General features: G+C 66.0%; 16 protein-coding genes. All 16 read left to right on the top strand.

The genetic code is table 11. The features are described from left to right. The first annotated feature begins 5 nt into the window (after positions 1–5). The 16 genes from secD (at position 6) to H5T73_02375 (ending at position 20,009) form a co-directional block, all read left to right on the top strand. Positions 6–1,391 carry a protein translocase subunit SecD gene (gene secD, locus H5T73_02300; GenBank protein MBC7246598.1) on the top strand — a complete coding sequence of 462 codons (1,386 nt, stop codon included), beginning with the start codon at positions 6–8 and terminating at the stop codon, positions 1,389–1,391. Next, on the top strand, positions 1,391–2,662 hold the full coding sequence (secF, locus tag H5T73_02305; GenBank protein ID MBC7246599.1) for a protein translocase subunit SecF: 1,272 nt from the start codon (positions 1,391–1,393) through the stop codon (positions 2,660–2,662). The genes secD and secF overlap by 1 nt, the downstream gene beginning before the upstream one ends. A 193-nt stretch (positions 2,663–2,855) precedes the next feature. Beyond that, a complete protein-coding gene (locus H5T73_02310) occupies positions 2,856–5,021 on the top strand; it encodes a bifunctional (p)ppGpp synthetase/guanosine-3',5'-bis(diphosphate) 3'-pyrophosphohydrolase (GenBank protein ID MBC7246600.1) in 2,166 nt (721 codons plus the stop codon). Positions 5,022–5,085: 64 nt separating this feature from the next. Further along, positions 5,086–5,532, top strand: a complete 447-nt coding sequence (locus tag H5T73_02315; GenBank protein ID MBC7246601.1) for a D-tyrosyl-tRNA(Tyr) deacylase — start codon at positions 5,086–5,088, stop codon at positions 5,530–5,532. A gap of 113 nt (positions 5,533–5,645) precedes the next feature. Beyond that, complete coding sequence (locus H5T73_02320; protein ID MBC7246602.1) at positions 5,646–6,278, top strand: MBL fold metallo-hydrolase; 633 nt, start codon at positions 5,646–5,648, stop codon at positions 6,276–6,278. 123 nt (positions 6,279–6,401) lie between these two features. Beyond that, positions 6,402–7,694 (top strand): histidine--tRNA ligase, encoded by a 1,293-nt coding sequence (locus H5T73_02325; GenBank protein MBC7246603.1) that lies wholly within the window; start codon positions 6,402–6,404, stop codon positions 7,692–7,694. Between the two features lie 5 nt (positions 7,695–7,699). Next, positions 7,700–9,469, top strand: a complete 1,770-nt coding sequence (aspS, locus tag H5T73_02330) for an aspartate--tRNA ligase (GenBank protein ID MBC7246604.1) — start codon at positions 7,700–7,702, stop codon at positions 9,467–9,469. A gap of 159 nt (positions 9,470–9,628) precedes the next feature. Next, the gene (ispH, locus tag H5T73_02335; protein ID MBC7246605.1) at positions 9,629–10,543 is read left to right on the top strand and encodes a 4-hydroxy-3-methylbut-2-enyl diphosphate reductase; all 915 of its coding nucleotides are present in this window, start codon (positions 9,629–9,631) and stop codon (positions 10,541–10,543) included. 944 nt (positions 10,544–11,487) lie between these two features. Then, on the top strand, positions 11,488–12,822 hold the full coding sequence (locus H5T73_02340; GenBank protein MBC7246606.1) for a replication-associated recombination protein A: 1,335 nt from the start codon (positions 11,488–11,490) through the stop codon (positions 12,820–12,822). Between the two features lie 115 nt (positions 12,823–12,937). Then, entirely contained in the window at positions 12,938–13,315 is a 378-nt protein-coding gene (nifU, locus tag H5T73_02345) for a Fe-S cluster assembly scaffold protein NifU (protein MBC7246607.1), read from the top strand. A gap of 13 nt (positions 13,316–13,328) precedes the next feature. Then, the gene (locus H5T73_02350; protein MBC7246608.1) at positions 13,329–13,706 is read left to right on the top strand and encodes a DUF948 domain-containing protein; all 378 of its coding nucleotides are present in this window, start codon (positions 13,329–13,331) and stop codon (positions 13,704–13,706) included. 451 nt (positions 13,707–14,157) lie between these two features. Beyond that, positions 14,158–16,806, top strand: a complete 2,649-nt coding sequence (gene alaS / locus H5T73_02355; GenBank protein MBC7246609.1) for an alanine--tRNA ligase — start codon at positions 14,158–14,160, stop codon at positions 16,804–16,806. After that, positions 16,799–17,215, top strand: coding sequence for a Holliday junction resolvase RuvX (gene ruvX / locus H5T73_02360; GenBank protein MBC7246610.1), 417 nt, complete (start codon positions 16,799–16,801; stop codon positions 17,213–17,215). Before alaS ends, ruvX begins: the two co-directional genes overlap by 8 nt. Further along, positions 17,212–18,411, top strand: coding sequence for an endolytic transglycosylase MltG (mltG, locus tag H5T73_02365; GenBank protein MBC7246611.1), 1,200 nt, complete (start codon positions 17,212–17,214; stop codon positions 18,409–18,411). The genes ruvX and mltG overlap by 4 nt, the downstream gene beginning before the upstream one ends. A 209-nt stretch (positions 18,412–18,620) precedes the next feature. After that, on the top strand, positions 18,621–19,109 hold the full coding sequence (locus tag H5T73_02370; GenBank protein MBC7246612.1) for a hypothetical protein: 489 nt from the start codon (positions 18,621–18,623) through the stop codon (positions 19,107–19,109). 3 nt (positions 19,110–19,112) lie between these two features. Then, positions 19,113–20,009, top strand: coding sequence for a hypothetical protein (locus H5T73_02375; GenBank protein MBC7246613.1), 897 nt, complete (start codon positions 19,113–19,115; stop codon positions 20,007–20,009). The last annotated feature ends 31 nt before the right edge of the window (positions 20,010–20,040 follow it).

Consider the following 20,040-nt stretch of genomic DNA (forward strand, 5'->3'; position numbering starts at 1 on the left):
GAAAGGTGAAAAGGGGCAGGTCCCTGGGCATGCTGGCCGTGGTGGTCGCCATCCTTCTGGGCATGTACATACCCATACTTGTGGGCGGGTACAGCCCCCGCCTGGGTCTGGACCTGCAGGGAGGCATAAGCGTCACCCTGCAGGCGCTGGGAGATGCCACGGCGGAGAAGATGGAGAAAGCCGCCGACATCGTGCGCCGCCGCGTCAACGCCCTGGGACTGACGGAGCCCGTGGTGGCCGCGCAGGGCGAGAACCGCGTGCTGGTGCAGATCCCCGGCGAGCAGGACCCCGAGCGGGTGCTGAAGATCATCGGCAGCACGGCGCAACTGCAGTTCCGGGAGGTGCTGGAGGTAATATATCCCGAAAGCGAGAATTACGAGCAGACGCAGGTGACGGCCATAAACCCCGAGGACCTCGAGACCTACCAGGCCCTGAAAGACCAGGAGATCGTGCTGCAAAAGGAGGAGAAGGACAGGGTACTCAAGGTGAGGATGGGGCCCACGCGGCTGACCGGCGACATCATCAAGACGGCGGACCCGGCGGTGGACCAGGAAAAAGGCGGCTTCAAGATCGTTTTCGAGCTCACCGACGAGGCCGCGCCGCAGTTCGCCTCCCTGACCAGGGAACTCCTCAACAAGCAGCTGGCCATAGTCCTCGATTACCGCATCGAGTCCTTCCCCACCGTGCAGTCGGAGATAAGCGGGGGACGAGGGGAGATCACCGGTGATTTCACGCGCGAGGAGGCGCGGGACCTGGCGCTGGTGCTGAGGATGGGGGCGCTCCCGGTGGAGTTCGAGCCCGACCCCCTGGTGGAGAACATCAGCGCCACGCTGGGAAGGGATTCACTGCGGCAGGGGCTCATCGCCGGGCTGGTAGGGCTGATTCTGGTGGCCATCTTCATGCTCGCCGTTTACAGGATGCTGGGGATAGTGACCTGCGCTTCCCTGGGCATCTTCGGACTGCTCATGTTCGGCATCGTGGTCCTCCTGGGGCGCTTCGTCAACTGGTCCCTTACCCTGGCCGGCATCGCCGGCATCGTGGTCTCGGTGGGCATCTCCGCGGACTCCAGCGTGGTCTTCTTCGAGCGCCTCAAGGAGGAGGTGAGAGAGGGCAAGGCGGTCCGCTCCTCGGTGGAGCGCTCCTACCGCTCGGCCTTCCGCACCATCATAGCCGCGGACGCGGCCACCTTCATCACCGCCCTCATACTCTGGATACTGGCCATGGGCGCGGTGAAGGGTTTCGCCTTCACCCTGGGCATCGCCACCATCCTGGACGTCTTCATATCCTACTTCTTCACCCGCAACGCGGTGTCCCTCCTCTCCGGCCTCAAGGTTTACAACCGCCCGCGCATGGTGGGGGTGGGGCGCGAGGTCGCGGGGGGTGAGGCCTGATGTACGTGAGGGGCAGAGAGGTAAAGTACAACCTGGTCGGCGGCAAGCCCCTTTCCCCGCCCAACGTCTACTGGTTCGCCTTTTCCGCCCTGCTTCTCGCGGCCTCGGTGGCGGCGCTGGCTGTCATGGGGCTCAACCTGGGGATCGAGTTCAGGGGCGGTTACCTGGTGAAGATGGACCTGGAGCGCCCCGCCGACGTGGGAGAGGTGCGGTCCATCCTCGGCGATTACGCGGCACAGGGTCTCGACAAGGCCATCGTGCAGGTATCGGGCGACGGCATGACCCTCACCCTGCGCATGCCCTACATAGAGGAAACACAGACACGCAAGGAGACCATAGAGGCGGTCGAGGGACGCTTGCGGGATAGGTACGGGATCGCGGAGATCCTGCAGGAGGAACAGGTAGGCTCCGAGTGGGGACGGGAGGTGAGCAGCAAGGCGCTCATTGCGCTGGGCGTCTTCCTGGTGGTGATCCTCATCTACATAACCCTGCGCCTGGAGTTCAAGATGGCGGTGACGGCCATCGCCGCCCTCATCCACGACACCATCATAACCGTGGGCATCTACGCCCTCACGCGGCGGCAGGTCACGCCGGTGACGGTGATCGCCTTCCTGACCATACTGGGCTATTCGCTTTACGACACCATAGTGGTCTTCGACCGCGTGGAGGAGAACACCAACCTCATGGCGCGCGCCGGCAGGATATCCTTTTCCGGCATCGTGAACGAGAGCGTAAACCAGACCCTCATGCGTTCCATCGGCACCACCCTGACGACCCTCCTGCCAATAATTACCATCCTCGTCTTCGGGGGTGAGACGCTCAAGGACTTCGCCTTCGCGCTCTTCCTGGGGGTGCTCCTGGGAGGCTATTCCTCCATCTTCATCGCCTCGCCGCTGCTGGCCATGTGGAAGGAGAGGGAGCCGCGCTACGCGGCGGTGCGCGAGAGGGTGGGGGCGCGGGGGGCCCGCGAGGCCATACTGGTGAGCAAGGCCAGGGCCGCGGGGGCGGGAAAAGCCGCCCCCGAGGGAGCGGAGGAAGTCGTGGAAGAGGCGGCCGCGAGGGGCGAGAGATCGGGCGGCAAGACGGCTGCGGCGGAAACGCCCGGAGGGCTGGAGGCCGCCGCCGAACCCCCGGCTGCCAAACCCACCCCCGCCAGACCGCGGGCCGCCGGCAAACCCTCCGCCGGCAGGCCATCAGCAGCGCAGCAGCGCAAGAAGGCCACCACCAAGGGGCCGGGAGGCGGCAGGAAAAAGAAGAAGAAAAAGCGCTGACGCCAGGACGCCTGCTGCGACGAAGGCTCCCGACGCCCGCAGAAGCATGCGGGAGGGCGACTACCGTGCGGAAGACGGGGCTGCGCCTTCCTACATCAGCCGGAAAGACCCCTGCAGCGGCTTTTCAGTGGCCTTGCCATTGTGGCACTATCAGGATAGGAGGAACGCGCGAGGAAAAGGGAGGTAGGAAGGCTTGTCGCAGTCCGTGGAATCCCTCATCCAGAAGGTGAGATCCTACAACGGCAAGGGGGATGTAAAGCTCATCCGGGAAGCCTACGAGTTCGCCCGCGAGCATCACGGCGACCAGCTGCGGAAGAGCGGGGAGGAATACATACTGCATCCCCTGGGCGTGGCGCACATACTCGCCGACATGCAGATGGACGAGACCACCCTCGCCGCCGCCCTCCTCCACGACGTGGTGGAGGATACCGACATCACGCTGGAGGACGTGAGGAAGAGGTTCGGTCCCGAGGTGGCGGAGATCATAGACGGCGTGACCAAGCTGGACCATCTCTCCTTCCGCAGCCGCGAGGAGGAGAAGGCGGAGAATTTCCGCAAGATGTTCGTGGCCATGGCGCGCGACATCAGGGTGGTGATCATCAAGCTCGCCGACCGGCTGGACAACATGAAGACCATCGGGCACCTCTCGGAGGAGAAGCAGAGGGAGAAGGCGCGGGAGACGCTTGAGATCTACGCGCCTCTCGCCCACCGCCTGGGCATCTCGCAGCTCAAGTGGCAGCTGGAAGACCTCGCCTTCGCCACCCTCTACCCGCTGCGCTTCCAGGAGATCGTGCAGATGGTCAACCAGAGGAGGGGCGAGAGGGAGGAGTACATAAGGCAGGTGGAGAGGGAGCTGCAGGCCCTGCTCAGGCAATCCCACATCAAGGCGGAGATCAGCGGCCGCGTGAAGCACTATTACAGCATCTACACGAAGATGAGGGAGCGCGGCAAGCAGTTCGACGAGATCTACGACCTCTTCGCGGTGCGCATCCTGGTGCACGCCAGGGAGGAGTGCTACACCGTCATGGGCATCGTGCATTCGCTCTGGCAACCCGTGCCCGGTCGCATAAAGGACTATATCGCCAAGCCGCGTTTCGGCATCTACGAGAGCCTGCACACCACGGTGATGGGGCCACAGGGGAAACCCCTGGAGATACAGATACGCACTTACGACATGCACCGCAGGGCGGAATACGGCATAGCCGCCCACTGGCGTTACAAGGAGACGCGCCGCACCCAGGAGCGCATAAGGGAGCGGCTGGCGTGGATAAAGCGCATCGTGGAGTGGCAACATGACCTCTCCGACCCCCAGGAGTTCATGGAATCCCTGAAGATCGACCTCTTCGAGGACGAGGTCTTCGTCTTCACGCCCAAGGGAGACATCATCGACCTGCCCAAGGGCTCGACGCCCATCGATTTCGCCTATGCCATCCATACCGAGGTCGGGCACCGCTGCGTGGGGGCAAAGGTGAACGACAGGCTGGTCCCCCTAGAGTACAACCTGCGCAACGGGGACATGGTCACCATCATCACCTCCAACACCTCACCCGGGCCCTCCAAGGACTGGATAAACATCGTCAAGACGGCGCGCGCCAAGACCAAGATACGCCAGTTCTTCTCCAAGGAGAGGCGCCAGGAGGACGCCCAGGAGGGGAGGGAGATGCTCGTCAAGGCCATGCGCAAGGCCCGCCTTCCCCTGCAGAAGATCCTGGGCACGGACACCCTGGAGGATATCGCGAGGGAAGAATACGGTTTCGTGGGCCTGGACGACCTTTACGCGAGCATCGGCGCGGGCAAGACCTCCGCCCAGCAGGTGGTCAACCACCTCGTCACGCGGTTGGGACCTCCCGAGGAGGTCACCGAGGCGCCGCCCACGCCGAAGCGGCGCCGCAAGACCCCCGCCTATACCAAGGGGGTGAAGGTCGAGGGGGTGGAGAACGTCCTGGTGCGCATAGCCCACTGCTGCAACCCCGTCCCCTATGACCGCATCGTCGGCTTCGTAACCAGGGGGCGCGGAGTGTCCGTGCACAGGGCGGATTGCCCGAACGCTCGCCACATGAGGGAGCAGGATTACCGCAGCATCGAGGTGAGCTGGGACACCAAGCAGCCGACCAGCTTCCAGGTGGAGATCTGCGTGGAGGCCATGGACCGGCCCCGCCTCTTGCGGGACATCACCACGGTCATGGGGGAGTACCACGTGAACATCCTCTCTGCGACCATGAACATCAACCGGGAGAACGTGGCGGTCAGCCGCTTCGTCTTCGAGCTCGCCAATATATCCCACCTGGAGGATATACTGCGCAACGTGCGCAAGGTCGATTCCGTCTACAACGCCTACCGGGTGGTTCCCGGGAGCTGACGCGGGCGGGGCTCGCGCGGCTACGCACAGCGGGAGCCGTCCCCGTGTTTCCGGAGGGTACGGCATGAGGGCTCTGCTGCAGAGGGTGAAGAGTTGTGCCGTCCGCGTGGACGGCGAGGAGGTGTCGCGTATCGGGGCGGGGTTACTCGTGCTCCTGGGCGTTGCCGCCCGGGACGACGCACGTGATATCGACTTCATAGTGAACAAGGTCGTGAACCTGCGCATCTTCGACGATCCACAGGGCAAGCTGAACCTATCCCTGGCGGAGGTGGGGGGCGAGATCATGGTGGTCTCGCAATTCACCCTCTACGGGGATGCCCGCAAGGGAAGGCGGCCCAGCTACGTTGCGGCCGCCCCCCCGGAGAGGGCAGAGGAGCTCTACCGGCAGACCTGCGAGGCCTTCGCGCGCGCGGGCTTTCCGCCCGCGCGCGGGGTCTTCGGGAAGCACATGGAGGTGGAGCTGGTGAATGACGGGCCGGTGACCATCCTCGTCGAATCGCCCGCGCAATGAGCGCCTCGGCATGATCTCCGCCGCGAGCGCCGCCGCGTATGGAGAAGTCCCGCCCTTTGAGGATATAATGACTGCTGTTCCGTTGAGGAAAGGCAGGAAACAGCGGAGGTTCCATGTTCCTCGAGACCCTGACCGTAGGCATGCTCGCGACCAATTGCTATATACTGGCGGCGGATGAGGGCTCCCAGGCCGTGGTCATAGACCCCGCGGGCGAGGTAAGACATATAGTGCAGCGCCTGCAGCGGGCAGCGCTCGCATGCCGCGGCATACTGTGCACGCACGGACACCCGGACCACGTGGCGGGAGCGGGACCCTTGAGCGAGGAGGTGGGGGCTCCCGTCTACATACACGAGCTGGACGCAGGCGCGCTTACCGCCGCCCGCAGCAGGTTCGTGGGACTCGCGGTAGGGGCGTTTCCCAGGCGCCCCCGCGAGGTGCGCCACATAGCGGACGGCGATGTCATAGAGGTGGGAGGGGTTGCCTTGCGTGTCCTCCATACCCCGGGCCACACCCCCGGCAGCGTGAGTTTCTACACGCCGGGATACCTCTTCTGCGGGGACCTCATATTCCAGGGTTCCATAGGCAGGACGGACCTGCGGGGAGGGTCGCTGCAGGCGCTCCTGGAGTCGGTGAGGGAAAAGGTCTGGGACCTGCCGGAGGATACGCTCATCATGCCCGGTCACGGCCCGCAGACCGTCCTGCGCGTGGAGAAGGCGCACAACCCGTTCCTGGTGGGCTTGCGGTGAGATGGCGCGCGGGGCGTCGCCTGCGCGGCCCCGCCGAGGACGGCACGGGGGCGCAAGGGGACGGCCGCTCGTAGCGCGTGCGGGGATCACGCCGGAGGAGTTGCAGGGAAGAAAGGACAAGGGATGGAGGCCAAGTCGCCCAGGGGCACCATGGATGTACTGCCCCCGCAGAGCGAGCGCTGGCGGAGGGTGATGGACATGGGAGCCGCCCTTTTCCGCACCTACGGTTACGAGGAGATCATGCTCCCCCTCATGGAGCACACCGAGGTGTTCGCGCGCGGTATCGGCGAGAGCACGGACATCGTGCGCAAGGAGATGTTCACCTTCGAGGACAAGGGCGGACGCAGTCTCACCCTGCGGCCTGAGGCCACTGCGGGGGTGGCGCGAGCCTTCGTGCAGCACCGGCTGGAAAAGTCTGGATTGCCGGTAAAGCTCTACTACCGCGGACCCATGTTCCGTCACGAGCGTCCCCAGGCGGGCCGTTACCGCCAGTTCACGCAGCTGGGCGTGGAGCTCATGGGCTCGCCCCGGCCCAGTGCGGATGCCGAGGTCATCCTCCTCTGCCACCACTTCCTCTCCCGCCTCGCGGTGAAATGCGTGCTGGCGATCAACAGCGTGGGCGACCGCGCCTGCAGGCCGGCTTACGTCGACGCGCTGCGTGAGTACCTGCGGGACAAGGAGGGAGAGCTGTGCGCCGACTGCCGCAGGCGCGCGGTGGAGAACCCCCTGAGGGTGCTGGACTGCAAGGAGAAGGCCTGCGGCCGCGTCCTGGGTGGGGCGCCCGGGATACGGGAATTCCTCTGCGAAGCCTGCCGGGAGCATTTCCGGCAGGTGAGCGAACTGCTGCAGGAGGCGGGGGTGGCGTTCAGCGTGGAAGAAAGGCTGGTGAGGGGGCTGGATTACTACACGCGCACGGTGTTCGAATTCCAGGACCCCGCACTGGGGTCGCAGAACTCCCTGGCGGCCGGGGGAAGGTACGACCACCTAGTGGAGGAGATGGGGGGGAAGCCCACGCCCGCGGTGGGTTTCTCCATCGGCTTGGAGCGGGTGATGAATGCGCGGCCCCGCATCGAGGAGGAGGGCAGGAAAGGCGTGTACGTGGTGGCCATCGGGGAAGAAGCGAGGAAGAGAGCCTTCGCAGTAGCTGGAAGGATAAGGGAAATGGGTATCCGCGCCGACCTCGACCACATGGAGCGCAGCCCCAAGGCACAGATGCGGGAGGCCGACAGGGGAGGTTTCCGCTACTGCCTGCTCATCGGCGAGGAGGAACTCTCCGGGGGTTACCTCACCCTGCGCGACATGGAGGGGGGTACCCAGGACAGGTTGGAAGGAGATGCCATATGGCGGACGCTGCGGCAACGTCTGGAAGCAGGAAGCGGCGGTAGCCGACAGGGCGATCTTAGCGCGAGGGGCTGAAGGAAATGGCAGACGGAGATTGGGAGAAGAGGACCCGTTGCTGCGGGGAGCTGAGGTCCGCGGACGCCGGCGCCGAGGTGGTCCTCAACGGGTGGGTGCACACGAGACGGGATCACGGGGGCGTCATCTTCATAGACCTGAGGGACATCTCCGGGCTGGTGCAGGTGGTGTTCAACCCGGAGGTCAGCTCCCGGGCGCACGCCGTAGCCCGCTCACTGCGCAGCGAGTACGTGATCTCCTGCGCGGGTAAAGTGAGGACCAGGCCGCCGGAGGCGGTGAACCCCAGGTTGGCCACCGGGGAGATCGAGGTCATGGCCGAGAGGGTGACGGTTCTGAGCGCCTCCCAGACCCCGCCCTTCGAGATAGAAGGAGGGGGGGAGGTGGATGAGACGCTGCGCCTCCGCTACCGCTACCTCGACCTGCGCCGCGGCGAGCAGCGTGACGCCCTCATCCTGCGCAGCCGCGTGTGCAAGGCGGTGCGCGATTTCCTGGATGCCCGCGGTTTCCTCGAGATCGAGACGCCCATGCTCACCAAGAGTACCCCGGAAGGGGCGCGGGACTTCGTGGTGCCCTCCCGCCTGCAGCCCGGCAAGTTTTACGCCCTCCCGCAGTCGCCGCAGCTTTTCAAGCAACTCCTGATGGTAGCCGGCATGGAGAGGTATTACCAGATCGCGCGCTGCTTCCGTGACGAGGACCTGCGGGCGGACCGCCAGCCGGAGTTCACCCAGATAGACCTGGAGATGTCCTTCGTTGAACCGGAGGACGTCATGGGCCTCATGGACGAGATGTTCGCATACCTCTTCGGCGAGCTGCTGGGGGAAGAACTGGCCACGCCGTTTCCCCGCCTTACCTGGCACGAGGCCATGGAACGCTACGGGAGCGACCGGCCGGATGTCCGCTGGGGGATGGAGATAGGGGATTATTCCGCCATATACGCCGGTACTACCTGCAAGGTGTTCCGCGCCGCCCTGGAGGCGGGCGGGAGGATAAGGGGCTTCAAGGTCGCGGGCATGAGGAAACCCGCGCGACGCGAGCTGGACGGCCTGGTCGAGGAGGCGCAGCGACTGGGGGCGGGGGGCCTGGTTTGGATGGTGCGAGAGGGTGACGAGATAAGGTCGCCGGTTGCCAAGTTCCTCGACGGGCGCGAGGTCGCGGACACGCTGCGCGCCGCCGGGCTGCAGGAGGGAGAGGTGCTGGTGCTGGCGGCGGGAGGGGAGGAGACCAATGCGGTTCTCTCCGGAATACGCGATCACTGCGCGCGCCTTTACCCGGTGACGCCGGAGCGGAGGTTCTCCTTCGTGTGGGTGACCCGTTTCCCGCTCTTCGAGTGGGACGAGGAGGAAAAGAGGTACAAGAGCAACCACCATCCCTTCACCGCGCCGTCGCGGGAATGCCTGGATTTCCTTGAGGAGCGGCCCCTCGAGGCGACCTCCGACTCCTACGACCTGGTGCTCAACGGCGTGGAGCTGGGAGGCGGCAGCATCCGCATCCACCAGCCCGCCCTGCAGGAGCGCGTTTTCCGCATCCTGGGATTGCGCGACGAGGAGGTGCGAGAGAAGTTCTCCTTCCTCCTCGAGGCCTTCCGCTACGGGCCGCCGCCGCACGGCGGCATAGCCTTCGGTCTTGACCGCCTGGTCATGATAATGGCGGGGAGGGAATCCATCCGCGAGGTGATCGCCTTTCCCAAGACGCAATCGGGTGCGGACCCCTTGACCGGGGCTCCGGATGCCATCTATCCCGAGCAGCTCAAGGAGCTGCGCCTGCGCCAGCTGTAAAATCAAGGTATGTGACGGTGAGGGCGGGAGGGTAGCCCGGGGCGGCTCGCGCGTGGACGAGCGGCCCGCGAGGCATGGCGGCTCCGTGATTGGGGACGGCATGCGCGGGTGCCCCCGTGTGCAGGGGGGGTTTGAGGACGGGAGAGGAAAGGAACGGGAATGGAGATAAAGGTCGCCCGCTATGCCGGTTTCTGCCCCGGGGTCAGGCGCGCCCTGCGACTCGCGGAGGAGACCCTCGCCGGGGCGCGGGGGAAGGTGTTTTCGCTGGGGCCCATCATACACAACCCGCACGTGGTGGGGGAGCTGCAGGAGAGGGGGCTGCAGATACTGCCGGAGGATGAGGAGGTGCTGCGCGGGCTGTCCCTGAGGGGCGCGCTGGTGGTGGTGAGGTCTCACGGCATACCGCCCGCGACCGCCGCCCTCCTGCGCGAAAAGGGCGCCGCGCTGGTGGATGCCACCTGCCCCACGGTGAAGAAGGCGCAGAGGGCGGCCATGCGCCTCGTGAAGGAGGGCTACCACCTCTTCATCGTGGGCGACGCCGCGCATCCAGAGGTGGCGGCCATCCTCGGCCACGTGGGCGGGAACGCCGAGGTCATCAAGGACACCCAGGAGCTGAAGGAATGGTGGAGCAAGCGCACGGAAAAGGTGAGGAAGGTGGGCCTTATCGCCCAGACCACGGTGGACCTGCTCACGTTCCGCAGTCTCCTTGACGGCCTCATCAACGAGGTCCCCGAGGTGATGAGGGAGGTCGGCGAGATGAAGCTCATAAACACCCTCTGCCGCAACACGCTGGCCCGCCAGGCCGAGGCGCTGAAAGCGGCTTTCGATTCGGACCTCGTGGTGGTGGTGGGAGGAAAGGAAAGCTCGAACACCGAGTTCATGCGCAAGATCTGCGCAACCGCCGGCACCAGGACCATCAAGGTGGAGGCGGCGGGGGAGTTGACGGCCGATGTCCTGCAGGGAGCGAGAAAGGTAACGGTGCTGGGAGGCGCCTCCACCCCGGGGAAAAGCGTGCAGGAAGTGCGCGACAGGCTGGAGGAGCTGAGCGTGGAGGCGGAGGCCGGGGATCCCTGAGGCGCACCGCCGCGCCCCGACACCGGCACCGTTCGTCTCACCGGCTGACCCCGCGTGTGCCGACGAAGGAAAACGCGCGGCCGCACGCAGGGAGGTGAGCGATGCCGCATACGGATATCCCCTAATATTTATCATCGGTTACCTTACTTCCTCGGGATGGCGGTCGATAGAACGCCCCGCTCGAGCCGGCATTCGATGCGGGACTGCCCGCGCGGCCGAGCCGGCCGCGGGTCGCGGGAACGCGACCGGCGGGTTGAGAAGAGACCATCATGGCGGAGGCCGCAATAGCGGATCTACGCTCCACGAAGCTGGAATCCACGGCTCCGGATCCGCCGTATGGGATACCCGCGCGGCCGGGCCGGCCGCGGGTCGCGGGAACGCGACCGGCGGGATGATAGAGTCCGTGCGTGCAGAAGCGGAGGATATCGGGAGAACGATGCCGTATCGTTTCGGCAGGCGCTTTCCAGATAAAAAGATCGGGAGGCCACCCTATCATCCTGGCAAGGCCAGTGGTTTGCGCTCCGCCATGCCGGAATATAAAATATAGGTAGCGCGGTTTGCGGGCTCGACCTTGTACGTTGTGCGCCGTGGTTTATCGTTGAGCCAACACTTCGAAAAAGGGAACCGCTTTCCGCCGGCGGACGCAATGCCCCCAACCCGGGTGGGGGACTGCGGAGGCCTGCGGTAGGTGCCCACCTGCGTGGGTGCAGGTTCAAGATAGCGGCGTGGACGGCAGGGTGGAGTCCGATTATTTTGCTTGGACGGGGCGACGGGCCGTCTTCAACGAGCTACCGCTTGCCGTGCGTGACCGGGCAGCCTACTTGTCGGGGGCGCGCGGTATATTGTTCTCGGCGGTTTCCTGGCGAGGGTCGCCGTCGAGGCGGGGGTTACTTGCCGGGGATTTCCGGCACAGGCCCCTGGCTCCGGAGAGAAAGGAGATCCCCTTGGATCTCTTCGAAAGCGCACGGGAGGAGATGCTCAGGAGAGAGGCGCCGCTGGCCCTGCGCATGCGCCCGCGCTCCCTCGAGGAGTTCGTGGGCCAGGAGGAACTGGTGGGCGAGGGCACCTACCTGCGCCGGGCCATAGAGGAAGACCGGCTGGCGACAGCGATCTTCTGGGGTCCACCCGGTTCGGGCAAGACCACGCTGGCGGCGATCATCGCCGCCATGACACGGGCTCATTTCCAGCAGATTTCCGCGGTGGCGAGCGGCGTTGCCGAGGTGCGCAGGCTCATCCAGGAGGCCGGGGACAGGCGGGCCATGCACGGGCAGCGCACCATCGTCTTCATCGACGAGATACACAGGTTCAACAAGGCGCAGCAAGACGCCCTACTCCCGGCGGTGGAGGACGGGCGCATCGTCCTCATCGGCGCCACCACGGAGAACCCCTATTTCGAGGTGAACCCGGCCCTCGTCTCACGCTCCAAGATATTCCGCCTCAAGCCCCTGAACGAGGATGAGGTGAGGACCATCGTGGAGAGGGCCCTCGCGGACGAGGAAAGGGGCCTGGCGCGGCTCGGCCTGGTGGTGGAGGAAGCAGCCCTGGATCACATCGTCCGCCTCTCGGGAGGGGATGCGAGGGTCGCCCTGAACACCCTGGAGGCGGCGGCACTGCTGGCGAAGGAGGAAGGCGGGGTGAGGCGCATCGACCTGCAGGCCGCGGAGGAGGCGGCACAACGCAAGGCGCTCCTCTACGACAAGTGGGGGGACGCGCATTACGACACCATATCCGCCTTCATCAAGTCCATGCGGGGCTCCGACCCACACGCCGCGGTCTACTGGCTGGCTCGCATGCTCTACGCCGGGGAGGACCCCAGGTTCATCGCGCGGCGCATGGTCATCTTCGCCTCGGAGGATATAGGCCTGGCGGACGCGAACGCCCTACAGGTGGCGGTGGCGGCGGCGCAAGCCGTGGATTTCGTGGGACTCCCCGAGTGCAGGCTGAACCTCGCGCATGCGGCCCTCTACCTTTCCCTCGCCCCTAAGAGCAATTCCGCCACACGCGCCATAGCGGAGGCGGACAGGGAGGTGGCCGAGGGCCTGACTCCCCCCGTGCCGGCACACCTGAGGGACGCCCACTACCCCGCCGCCGCGGCGCTGGGCCACGGCAGGGACTACCTCTATCCCCATGCCTTTCCCGGTTCCTACGTCAGGCAGAGTTACCTTCCCCCCGAGCTTGAGGGCCGCGAGTTCTACCGGCCCGGGGAAAACGGGGAGGAGGCGGAACTGGCCGGGGAATGGAAACGCAGGACGGGGGAGGGGAGGGATGGAACGCGATGAGCGCGTTCGTGCGGATGACGGGCGCTGCCCGTCCGGGCACGGCCCATTTGACACCCCTTCCGGGCCGGTGCTATCCTCGAAAAGTTGAAAAACCGCGTGCGAACAGGAGAAAAAGGTGTACAGCGACAAGGTGATAGAACATTTCCAGAATCCCCGCAACGTTGGGACGATCCCGGATTGCGACGGTGTGGGCAGGGTGGGCAGCCCGGTGTGCGGGGACATGATGGAGGTCTATATCAAGGTTGAGAACGGCCGGCTGGTGGACGTGAAATACAAGACCTTCGGCTGCGGGGCGGCCGTCGCCTCGGGAAGCATGGGCACGGAAATGGTAAAGGGCTTGACCATAGAGGAGGCCCTGAAGATAACCGACGAGCAGGTTGCGGAGGCGCTGGACGGCCTGCCGCCGGAGAAGATGCATTGCTCCAATCTCGCCGCCGAGGGCATCCACGCGGCCATCCAGGATTACCTTTCCCGGCGGCGACAGGAACATTGAGGGGGGCTTGCGCTTGGGTGGGATCGCCGCGCTGGTGTGCGCCGTCTCCTTCGCCCTCTTCATGCTAGCGCTGGCGGTGGTGACCTTAAAGCTGGCCAGGTCCCTCTCCATCACCAACCGCATACTCAATGACATCCGGCACGAGGCCGTCCCGCTGCTCACGAAGCTTCAGACGACCATGGACCACGTCAACGTCGAGATGGCGCGCGTCGACGGGGTGCTTGCGTCCGTGGAAAGTATGGCCGGAAGCGTGAACGAGGCGACCAAGGCGGCGCAGAAGGCGCTCACCTCCCCCCTGGCGAGGATACTGGGCCTGGGCGTGGGGGCGCGGAGGGCGCTCGGCTCCGTTTCCTCCGGCGGGAAGGGAGCACGGGACGCGGAGGGGGACTGATCCATACGGCCGGTTTCCGCTTCGCCTCCCGCGAGCGGCCGGACCCCGCGGAATACGGCGCGTAAGAGTCTCGGCATAGCCCCGCTTTCTTTGCCTCCCGCTGGCGGCCGGACCCGCGGGCGACACGATGCGTAACCGTTGCAGGACCGCCCTGCTTGTCTGGCCGCCCGCAGGCAGCGGGCCTCGCGGGCCTCTCCGAAACGGGGGCGGGAAGCCCGAGGCATGGTGCCGACGCCCGCTTACCGCCGCAAGGGAGGCGGGGAGAACGGACCTACACGCAATGGATCCGTGCGTGTCGCGCAGCCCCCGCGGGAACCCCCGGTAGATTGCCGCGACTCCATGCGCGCCAAGCGCGCGATGATGTAGAATAAGCGAACATGGAACACGATACCGGGCATGCCCTCGCGGCAGGCGGGGCGCATGGCGTCGTCTTTCACGGGGAGGAACGGACTTGCGCAGCGACGAGATAAGGGACAGGTTCCTGGAGTTCTTCCGGGAGAGGGGACACCGCGTGGTGAAGAGCTCCTCCCTCATACCCGATGACCCCACCCTGCTTCTGACCAACGCGGGCATGGTGCAGTTCAAGCCCTTCTTCCTCGCCCTCCAGAAGCCGGACTTCACGCGGGCCACCACCTGCCAGAAGTGCGTGCGCACCACGGACATCGAGAAGGTGGGTCACACGGCGCGTCACCTCACCTTCTTCGAGATGCTGGGCAACTTCAGCTTCGGCGATTACTACAAGCGTGAGGCCATACCGTGGGCGTGGGAGTTCCTGACCGGCGTGATGGGGCTGGACCCCGGACGCATGTATTGCTCCGTTTTCAGGGAGGACGACGAGGCCTACGAGATCTGGAGAGACGTGGTGGGCGTTCCGGAAGACCGCCTCGTCCGCCTGGGCGAGGAGGACAACTTCTGGGACATGGGCACCACCGGTCCGTGCGGCCCCTGCTCGGAGATAATCTACGACCAGGGGGAGGAGTACGGATGCGGCAGGCCCGATTGCCGCGTGGGATGCGACTGCGACCGCTACCTCGAGTTGTGGAACCTGGTCTTCATGCAGTTCGACCGCGACGCAGAGGGCGGCCTGCACCCCCTGCCCTCGAAGAACATCGACACGGGACTGGGACTGGAGCGGCTCGCCTCGGTCATGCAGGGGGTAGCCAGCAACTTCGAGACGGACCTGCTGGCGCCGGTGTTGCAGGCCGTATGTGACCTCGGCGGCGTGAGCTACGGGAGGGGCGGGGAAAGCGACATATCGGTGAAGATAGTGGCCGACCACGCGCGCGCCTTCACCTTCCTGGTGGGCGACGGCGTGCTGCCGTCCAACGAGGATCGAGGGTATATACTGCGCAGGCTGATACGGCGCGCGGTGCGCCACGGGCGGCTGCTGGGGATAGAGGAGATCTTCCTCCCCCGCCTGGTGGACGTGGTGCTGGAGATCATGGGAGACGCATACCCCGAACTGAAGCGGGACCGCTCCTTCATCGTCTCCATAGTGCGCGGCGAGGAAGAGAGGTTCTCGCAGACGCTGCGCAGCGGGCTCGTCTACCTGGCCGGGACCATGGAGGACCTGCGCAGGGAGGGGAAGCGCACGGTGCCGGGCGAGGCGGTGTTCTACCTCCACGACACCCTGGGTTTTCCGCTGGAGTTGACGCGGGAGCTGGCGCGTGAGGAGGGCTTGGAGCTGGATGAGGAGGGGTTTGAGGCCCTCATGCGGGAGCAGAGGGAGAGGGCGCGGGCGGCGCGCGTGGAAGAGGGTTATTCCGCCCAGGAGCAGGAGATATACGCCGAGATACTGGACAACTACGGCGAGAGCCATTTCACGGGGTACGAGACCATGAGCGACCGCGCGAGGCTAATGGCCGTGGTCAGGGACGGCCGCGCGGTATCCGAGGCGGCGCAGGGGGATGAGGTGGAGCTCTTCCTCGACCGCACCCCCTTTTACGGGGAGAAGGGCGGCCAGGTGGGCGATACCGGGTTGATAGCATCCCCTTCCGGAGAGGCGCAGGTGCTCGATACGGTGCATCCGACGCGAGGCCTCACCGCCCACCGCGCGCGGGTCGTCCGCGGCAGGCTCGTGGCGGGCGAAGAGGTGGAGGCCAGCGTGGACCGTGAGCGCCGCATGGCCATAAGGCGCAACCATACCGCCACGCACCTCCTGCACAATGCCCTGCGGCACGTTCTGGGAGACCATGCCAAGCAGGCGGGCTCCCTCGTGGAACCCCACAGGCTCCGCTTCGACTTCACCCATTACGCCCCACTGACCCGCGAGGAGTTGGCAAGGGTGGAGGAGATGGCCAACAGGGCCGTCATGGAGGATTACCCGGTGAGGGCATACGTCACCACCTACGAGTACGCGTTGAGCATCAACGCCGTCGCCCTCTTCGGCGAGAAATACGAGGATTACGTGCGGGTGGTGGAGGTGGACGAGCTGAGCCGCGAGCTCTGCGGGGGTACCCACGTGGCGAGGACGGGAGAGATCGGCATGCTGGTGGTGGTGAGCGAGGCGGGTATCGGCGCCAACATGCGGCGCATCGAGGCCCTGACCGGCAGCGAAGCCTACCGCTACGTGCGCCGCCGCCGCGACATGCTGGAGGAGATGGCATCCTCGCTCAAGGTCGACGTGGAGAAGTTGCCCGAGAGGTTGAGCCGGCTGCAGCAGCGCGTGAAGGAGCTGGAGAGCGAGCTGCGCAGGAGGGAGAAGGAGGAGATGTCCTCGCTGGTGGACGGGGGCATATCCTGGCGGGAGAGCGAGGTCGCGGGGGGGCTTCTCCTCACCGCGGAGGTGAGGGACCTCGACCCCCAGGCCTTGCGGGAGCTCGCCGAGAGGACCCTGGCGAGGAGGAAGGCGAAGGCGGTGAGCATCGCCGCCGTGCAGGGAGGCAAGGCGAACATCGTGGTCCACCTCTCGCGGGAACTGGTTGAAAAGGGGCTCAGCGCCGTGGAGCTGGCGAGGAGGGCGGCCGCGCTGCTGGGAGGGGGGGGCGGCGGCAGGCCGGACATGGCCGTGGGCGGCGGTTCCCAGGCGGGGAGGGTGGCGGAAGCCCTCCAGGAGGTGACCGAGGAGATAAGGCGGGGCCTGGGAGACGGGCATGCGTAGCCTGGGGCTGGATATCGGCGAGCGCCGCGTGGGGGTGGCCGTTTCCGACCCGTTGGGAGTGCATGCCTATCCCCTGGAGACCCTGCACGACATTGACCCGGAGGCCTTGCGGGAGTACGTATCCGGTAAGGTGGCGGAAGGCGTGCGGGAGGTGGTGATAGGGCTTCCTCTCACCATGCGCGGCAGGGAAGGAGCCCAGGCGGCCGTGGCGCGCAGGTACGCGGAAGCGCTGCGGGCGCTGCCGTCCCTCGAGGTGATCCTCTGGGACGAGAGGCTGTCCACGGTGGAGGCGACGAGGAGGCTGCGCGAGGGAGGGAAACGGCGCCGGCGCGCAGGGGTGGACGCGGAAGCCGCCTCCCTCGTCCTGCAGTCGTACCTGGACGGGAAGAGGAAGGCGGAACGGGATTGACGGGGAACGGCGAGCGTGAGCCCGTGGAAGGCCGCGGCGATGACGCCCTTCCCGTGTCCTCGCGGCAGGCCTGGGAGGAGCATGGTGGTCAGGGCGATGGAGGCGAGAAGGGGCGATGCCCCGCCGGAAGACACGTTACGCGTACGCGGGTCCTCGAGGCGGGAGCGACGGAGACGAGGGCGGAGAGGAGGGCGCGCGTACGGCGCAGGAGGCGCATCGCCGTCTTCCTGCTGGCGCTGCTCCTTTCGGCGACGTTATGCGCAGTCCTTTACCTGCACTATTTCTGCCCCACGAAGGGGGAGGAACCCGTTCACGTGACCATCGAAGAGGGCGAATCTGCCTCGCAGATCGCCGCAAAGCTGCACGAGAAAGGCATCATCACCTCGGCCAGCATCTTCCGGCTGCTGGCGTGGCTGCAGGGAAGGCAGGGCAGGTTCAAGTCCGGCCACTACCTCTTCTACACCGGCATGAGGTACGGGGAGGTGTTCGCGGCCCTGGAGGCGGGACCCAATTACCAGCTGCGCCTCACCCTGCCCGAGGGGCTCACGGTGGCGGAGACGGCCGCTCAGGTGGAGAAGGCCCTGGGGATACCGCGCGAGGAATTCCTGCGCGTGGCCGGAAGCGGTATCTTCGAGTGTTCCTTCATCCCGCCCGAGATGCGCGGGAACCTCGAGGGCTTCCTCTTTCCCAAGACCTACGACCTGCCGCCGGAAAGCGACGCGCAAGGGGTGATAGAGACCCTCCTGAGGCAATTCGAGGCGGAGGCTTCGGAACTGGACTGGTCGCGCACGGAAGCGCTGTCAATTACGCCCTACCAGGCGGTGATCGTCGCCTCCCTCGTCGAGCGGGAGGCAATGCGCGACGACGAGAGACCCCTGGTGGCGGCGGTGGTATACAACCGCCTGCGCAGGGACATGTTCCTGCAGATAGACGCCACGGTGCAGTACGCCCTCCCCTCATGGAAGGCGGTGCTCACCTACGAGGACCTTAAGACGCCGTCCCCCTACAACACCTACCTGCATAAAGGGCTGCCGCCCGCCCCGATCTGCAGCCCGGGCCTTGCGAGCCTGCGGGCCGCACTGGAGCCCGCGGAGGTCGACTACCTGTACTACGTGGCCACGGGTGACGGCGGCCATTTCTTCACGTCCGATTACGCGGAGTTCCTGCGCGTGAAGGAGGAGGTGCAGGGGAACTGAGAGCGGGGCGTGCCGGCGCAACGCGCTGATTCGCCGCGTGGTGATAGGGAGGCGCGCCGCGGTACGTCGCACATGTCCTCCAATCGTGCGGCGCGCGTCGGGCGCCGGCGTCCTCCCTCCGCTTCACGCGGGTCTGTTGGCGCGCCGCAGCCGTTTCATGTTTAATAGGAAAGGAAGGAAGCCGCTACTCTCACGAGGAAGGTCGGGCAGTGGCTGAGGACATGGAAACCCCTGACGCGCGCCTGCGCGCGCTCAGCGAAGCGCTGGCTATCCTCAACCTGGCGGGCGAGGAAGTGACCGGCCGTTCCACCTCACAGCTGATGTATTTCGCGGGCAAGGATCTGGGCACGAGGGAGGCGCGGGCGTACGACCGCACCGACGACCTGGAGCGCGCCCTGTCCTGGATCTTCCCGCAGCGGGACGGGGCCTGGAGGGTGACCCTGTGGAAGAACAAGGAAGACGAGGATTACTGGGTCTACGAGGTTGAGGAGATGTTCATCCGCCTTCTCTTCGAGGGGTGCCCCGTCCGTGACGCGTGCCTGGCCGCGGGCGTTAAGCTGGGAGGGGTGGCCTGCCAGGCGGTGCACGGCTACGCCGCGGGCATGCTGCAGAGCATCTTCGGGCGCAAGGTGGATCTTCACACCGAGCACGCGGGACCGGGGGCATGCCTTGTGGTGTTAAAGACGACCCTGGAGTAAGACATGCAGGTGGCTTTGCTGTCCCTGAGTTCCTGCCTGGGTTGCCAGGCGGTATTCCTCGGCCTCGAGGAATATCTCTACACCATCATCGGGGAGAACAGGATATCCTTCGCGCCCTTTCTCATGGACAGCCGCGAGATAGCCGAGGTCGATCTGGCCCTGGTTGAAGGAACGGTGCGGCATGCGGGACATTTCGCCAGGGCACGCGAGGTGAGGGAGAAGGCGGCGCGCGTGGCGGCCTTGGGAACGTGCGCCTGCTTCGGCGGCGTACAGGGGCTGGCGGACCGCTTTGCGGAAGAAGAGATCATGAGGCGGCGTTTCGGGGGTGAGCCCTGCGAGGGGGCGCCCGGCGGCGTAAAGCGGCTCCTTCCCCTGGATTCGTTCATCAAGGTGGATTATTACCTCCCGGGTTGCCCGCCCACGCAGGAGCTCATGAAGGGGTTCCTGCAGGCCGCCCTGGCCGGCACGCAGCCCCTGCGCGAGGGCTCTACGCTGTGCGCGGAATGCCGTGTTTCCTGCCCGGAGTTGCCGCAGCCCGGGCCCAGGCGCACGACGGAAGCCCCGCCCAGGAAAGGTGAATGCCTGATCGAGTCGGGTTACGCCTGCATGGGGCCCCTGACGCGCGACGGATGCGGTGCCCGCTGCCCCACCGAGATGGGGGTGCCGTGCCGTGGTTGCCGGGGGCCCAGCGACCGCGCGCTCCTCGACCCCGGGACGGACTTGAAGGGGGAGACGGTGAGGCGCCTGGCGAGAGCCACGGGGAAAAAGGCCGGCGAGGTGGAGGAGGCCGTGAACGACCCCGCGCACACCTGTTTCATGTTCTGTCTCGCGGAGCCGGCGTTGAGGAGGCGGCGCCGGGAAGGCAGTTCTCCGTACATCCACCGCATGGGCGGGAGGTAGGAAGGAGCCTGCGGGCCCTGCGGGGTAGGAG

It is taken from the genome of Actinomycetota bacterium (assembly GCA_014360655.1).
Taxonomy (GTDB): Bacteria; Actinomycetota; Geothermincolia; order Geothermincolales; family RBG-13-55-18; genus JACIXC01.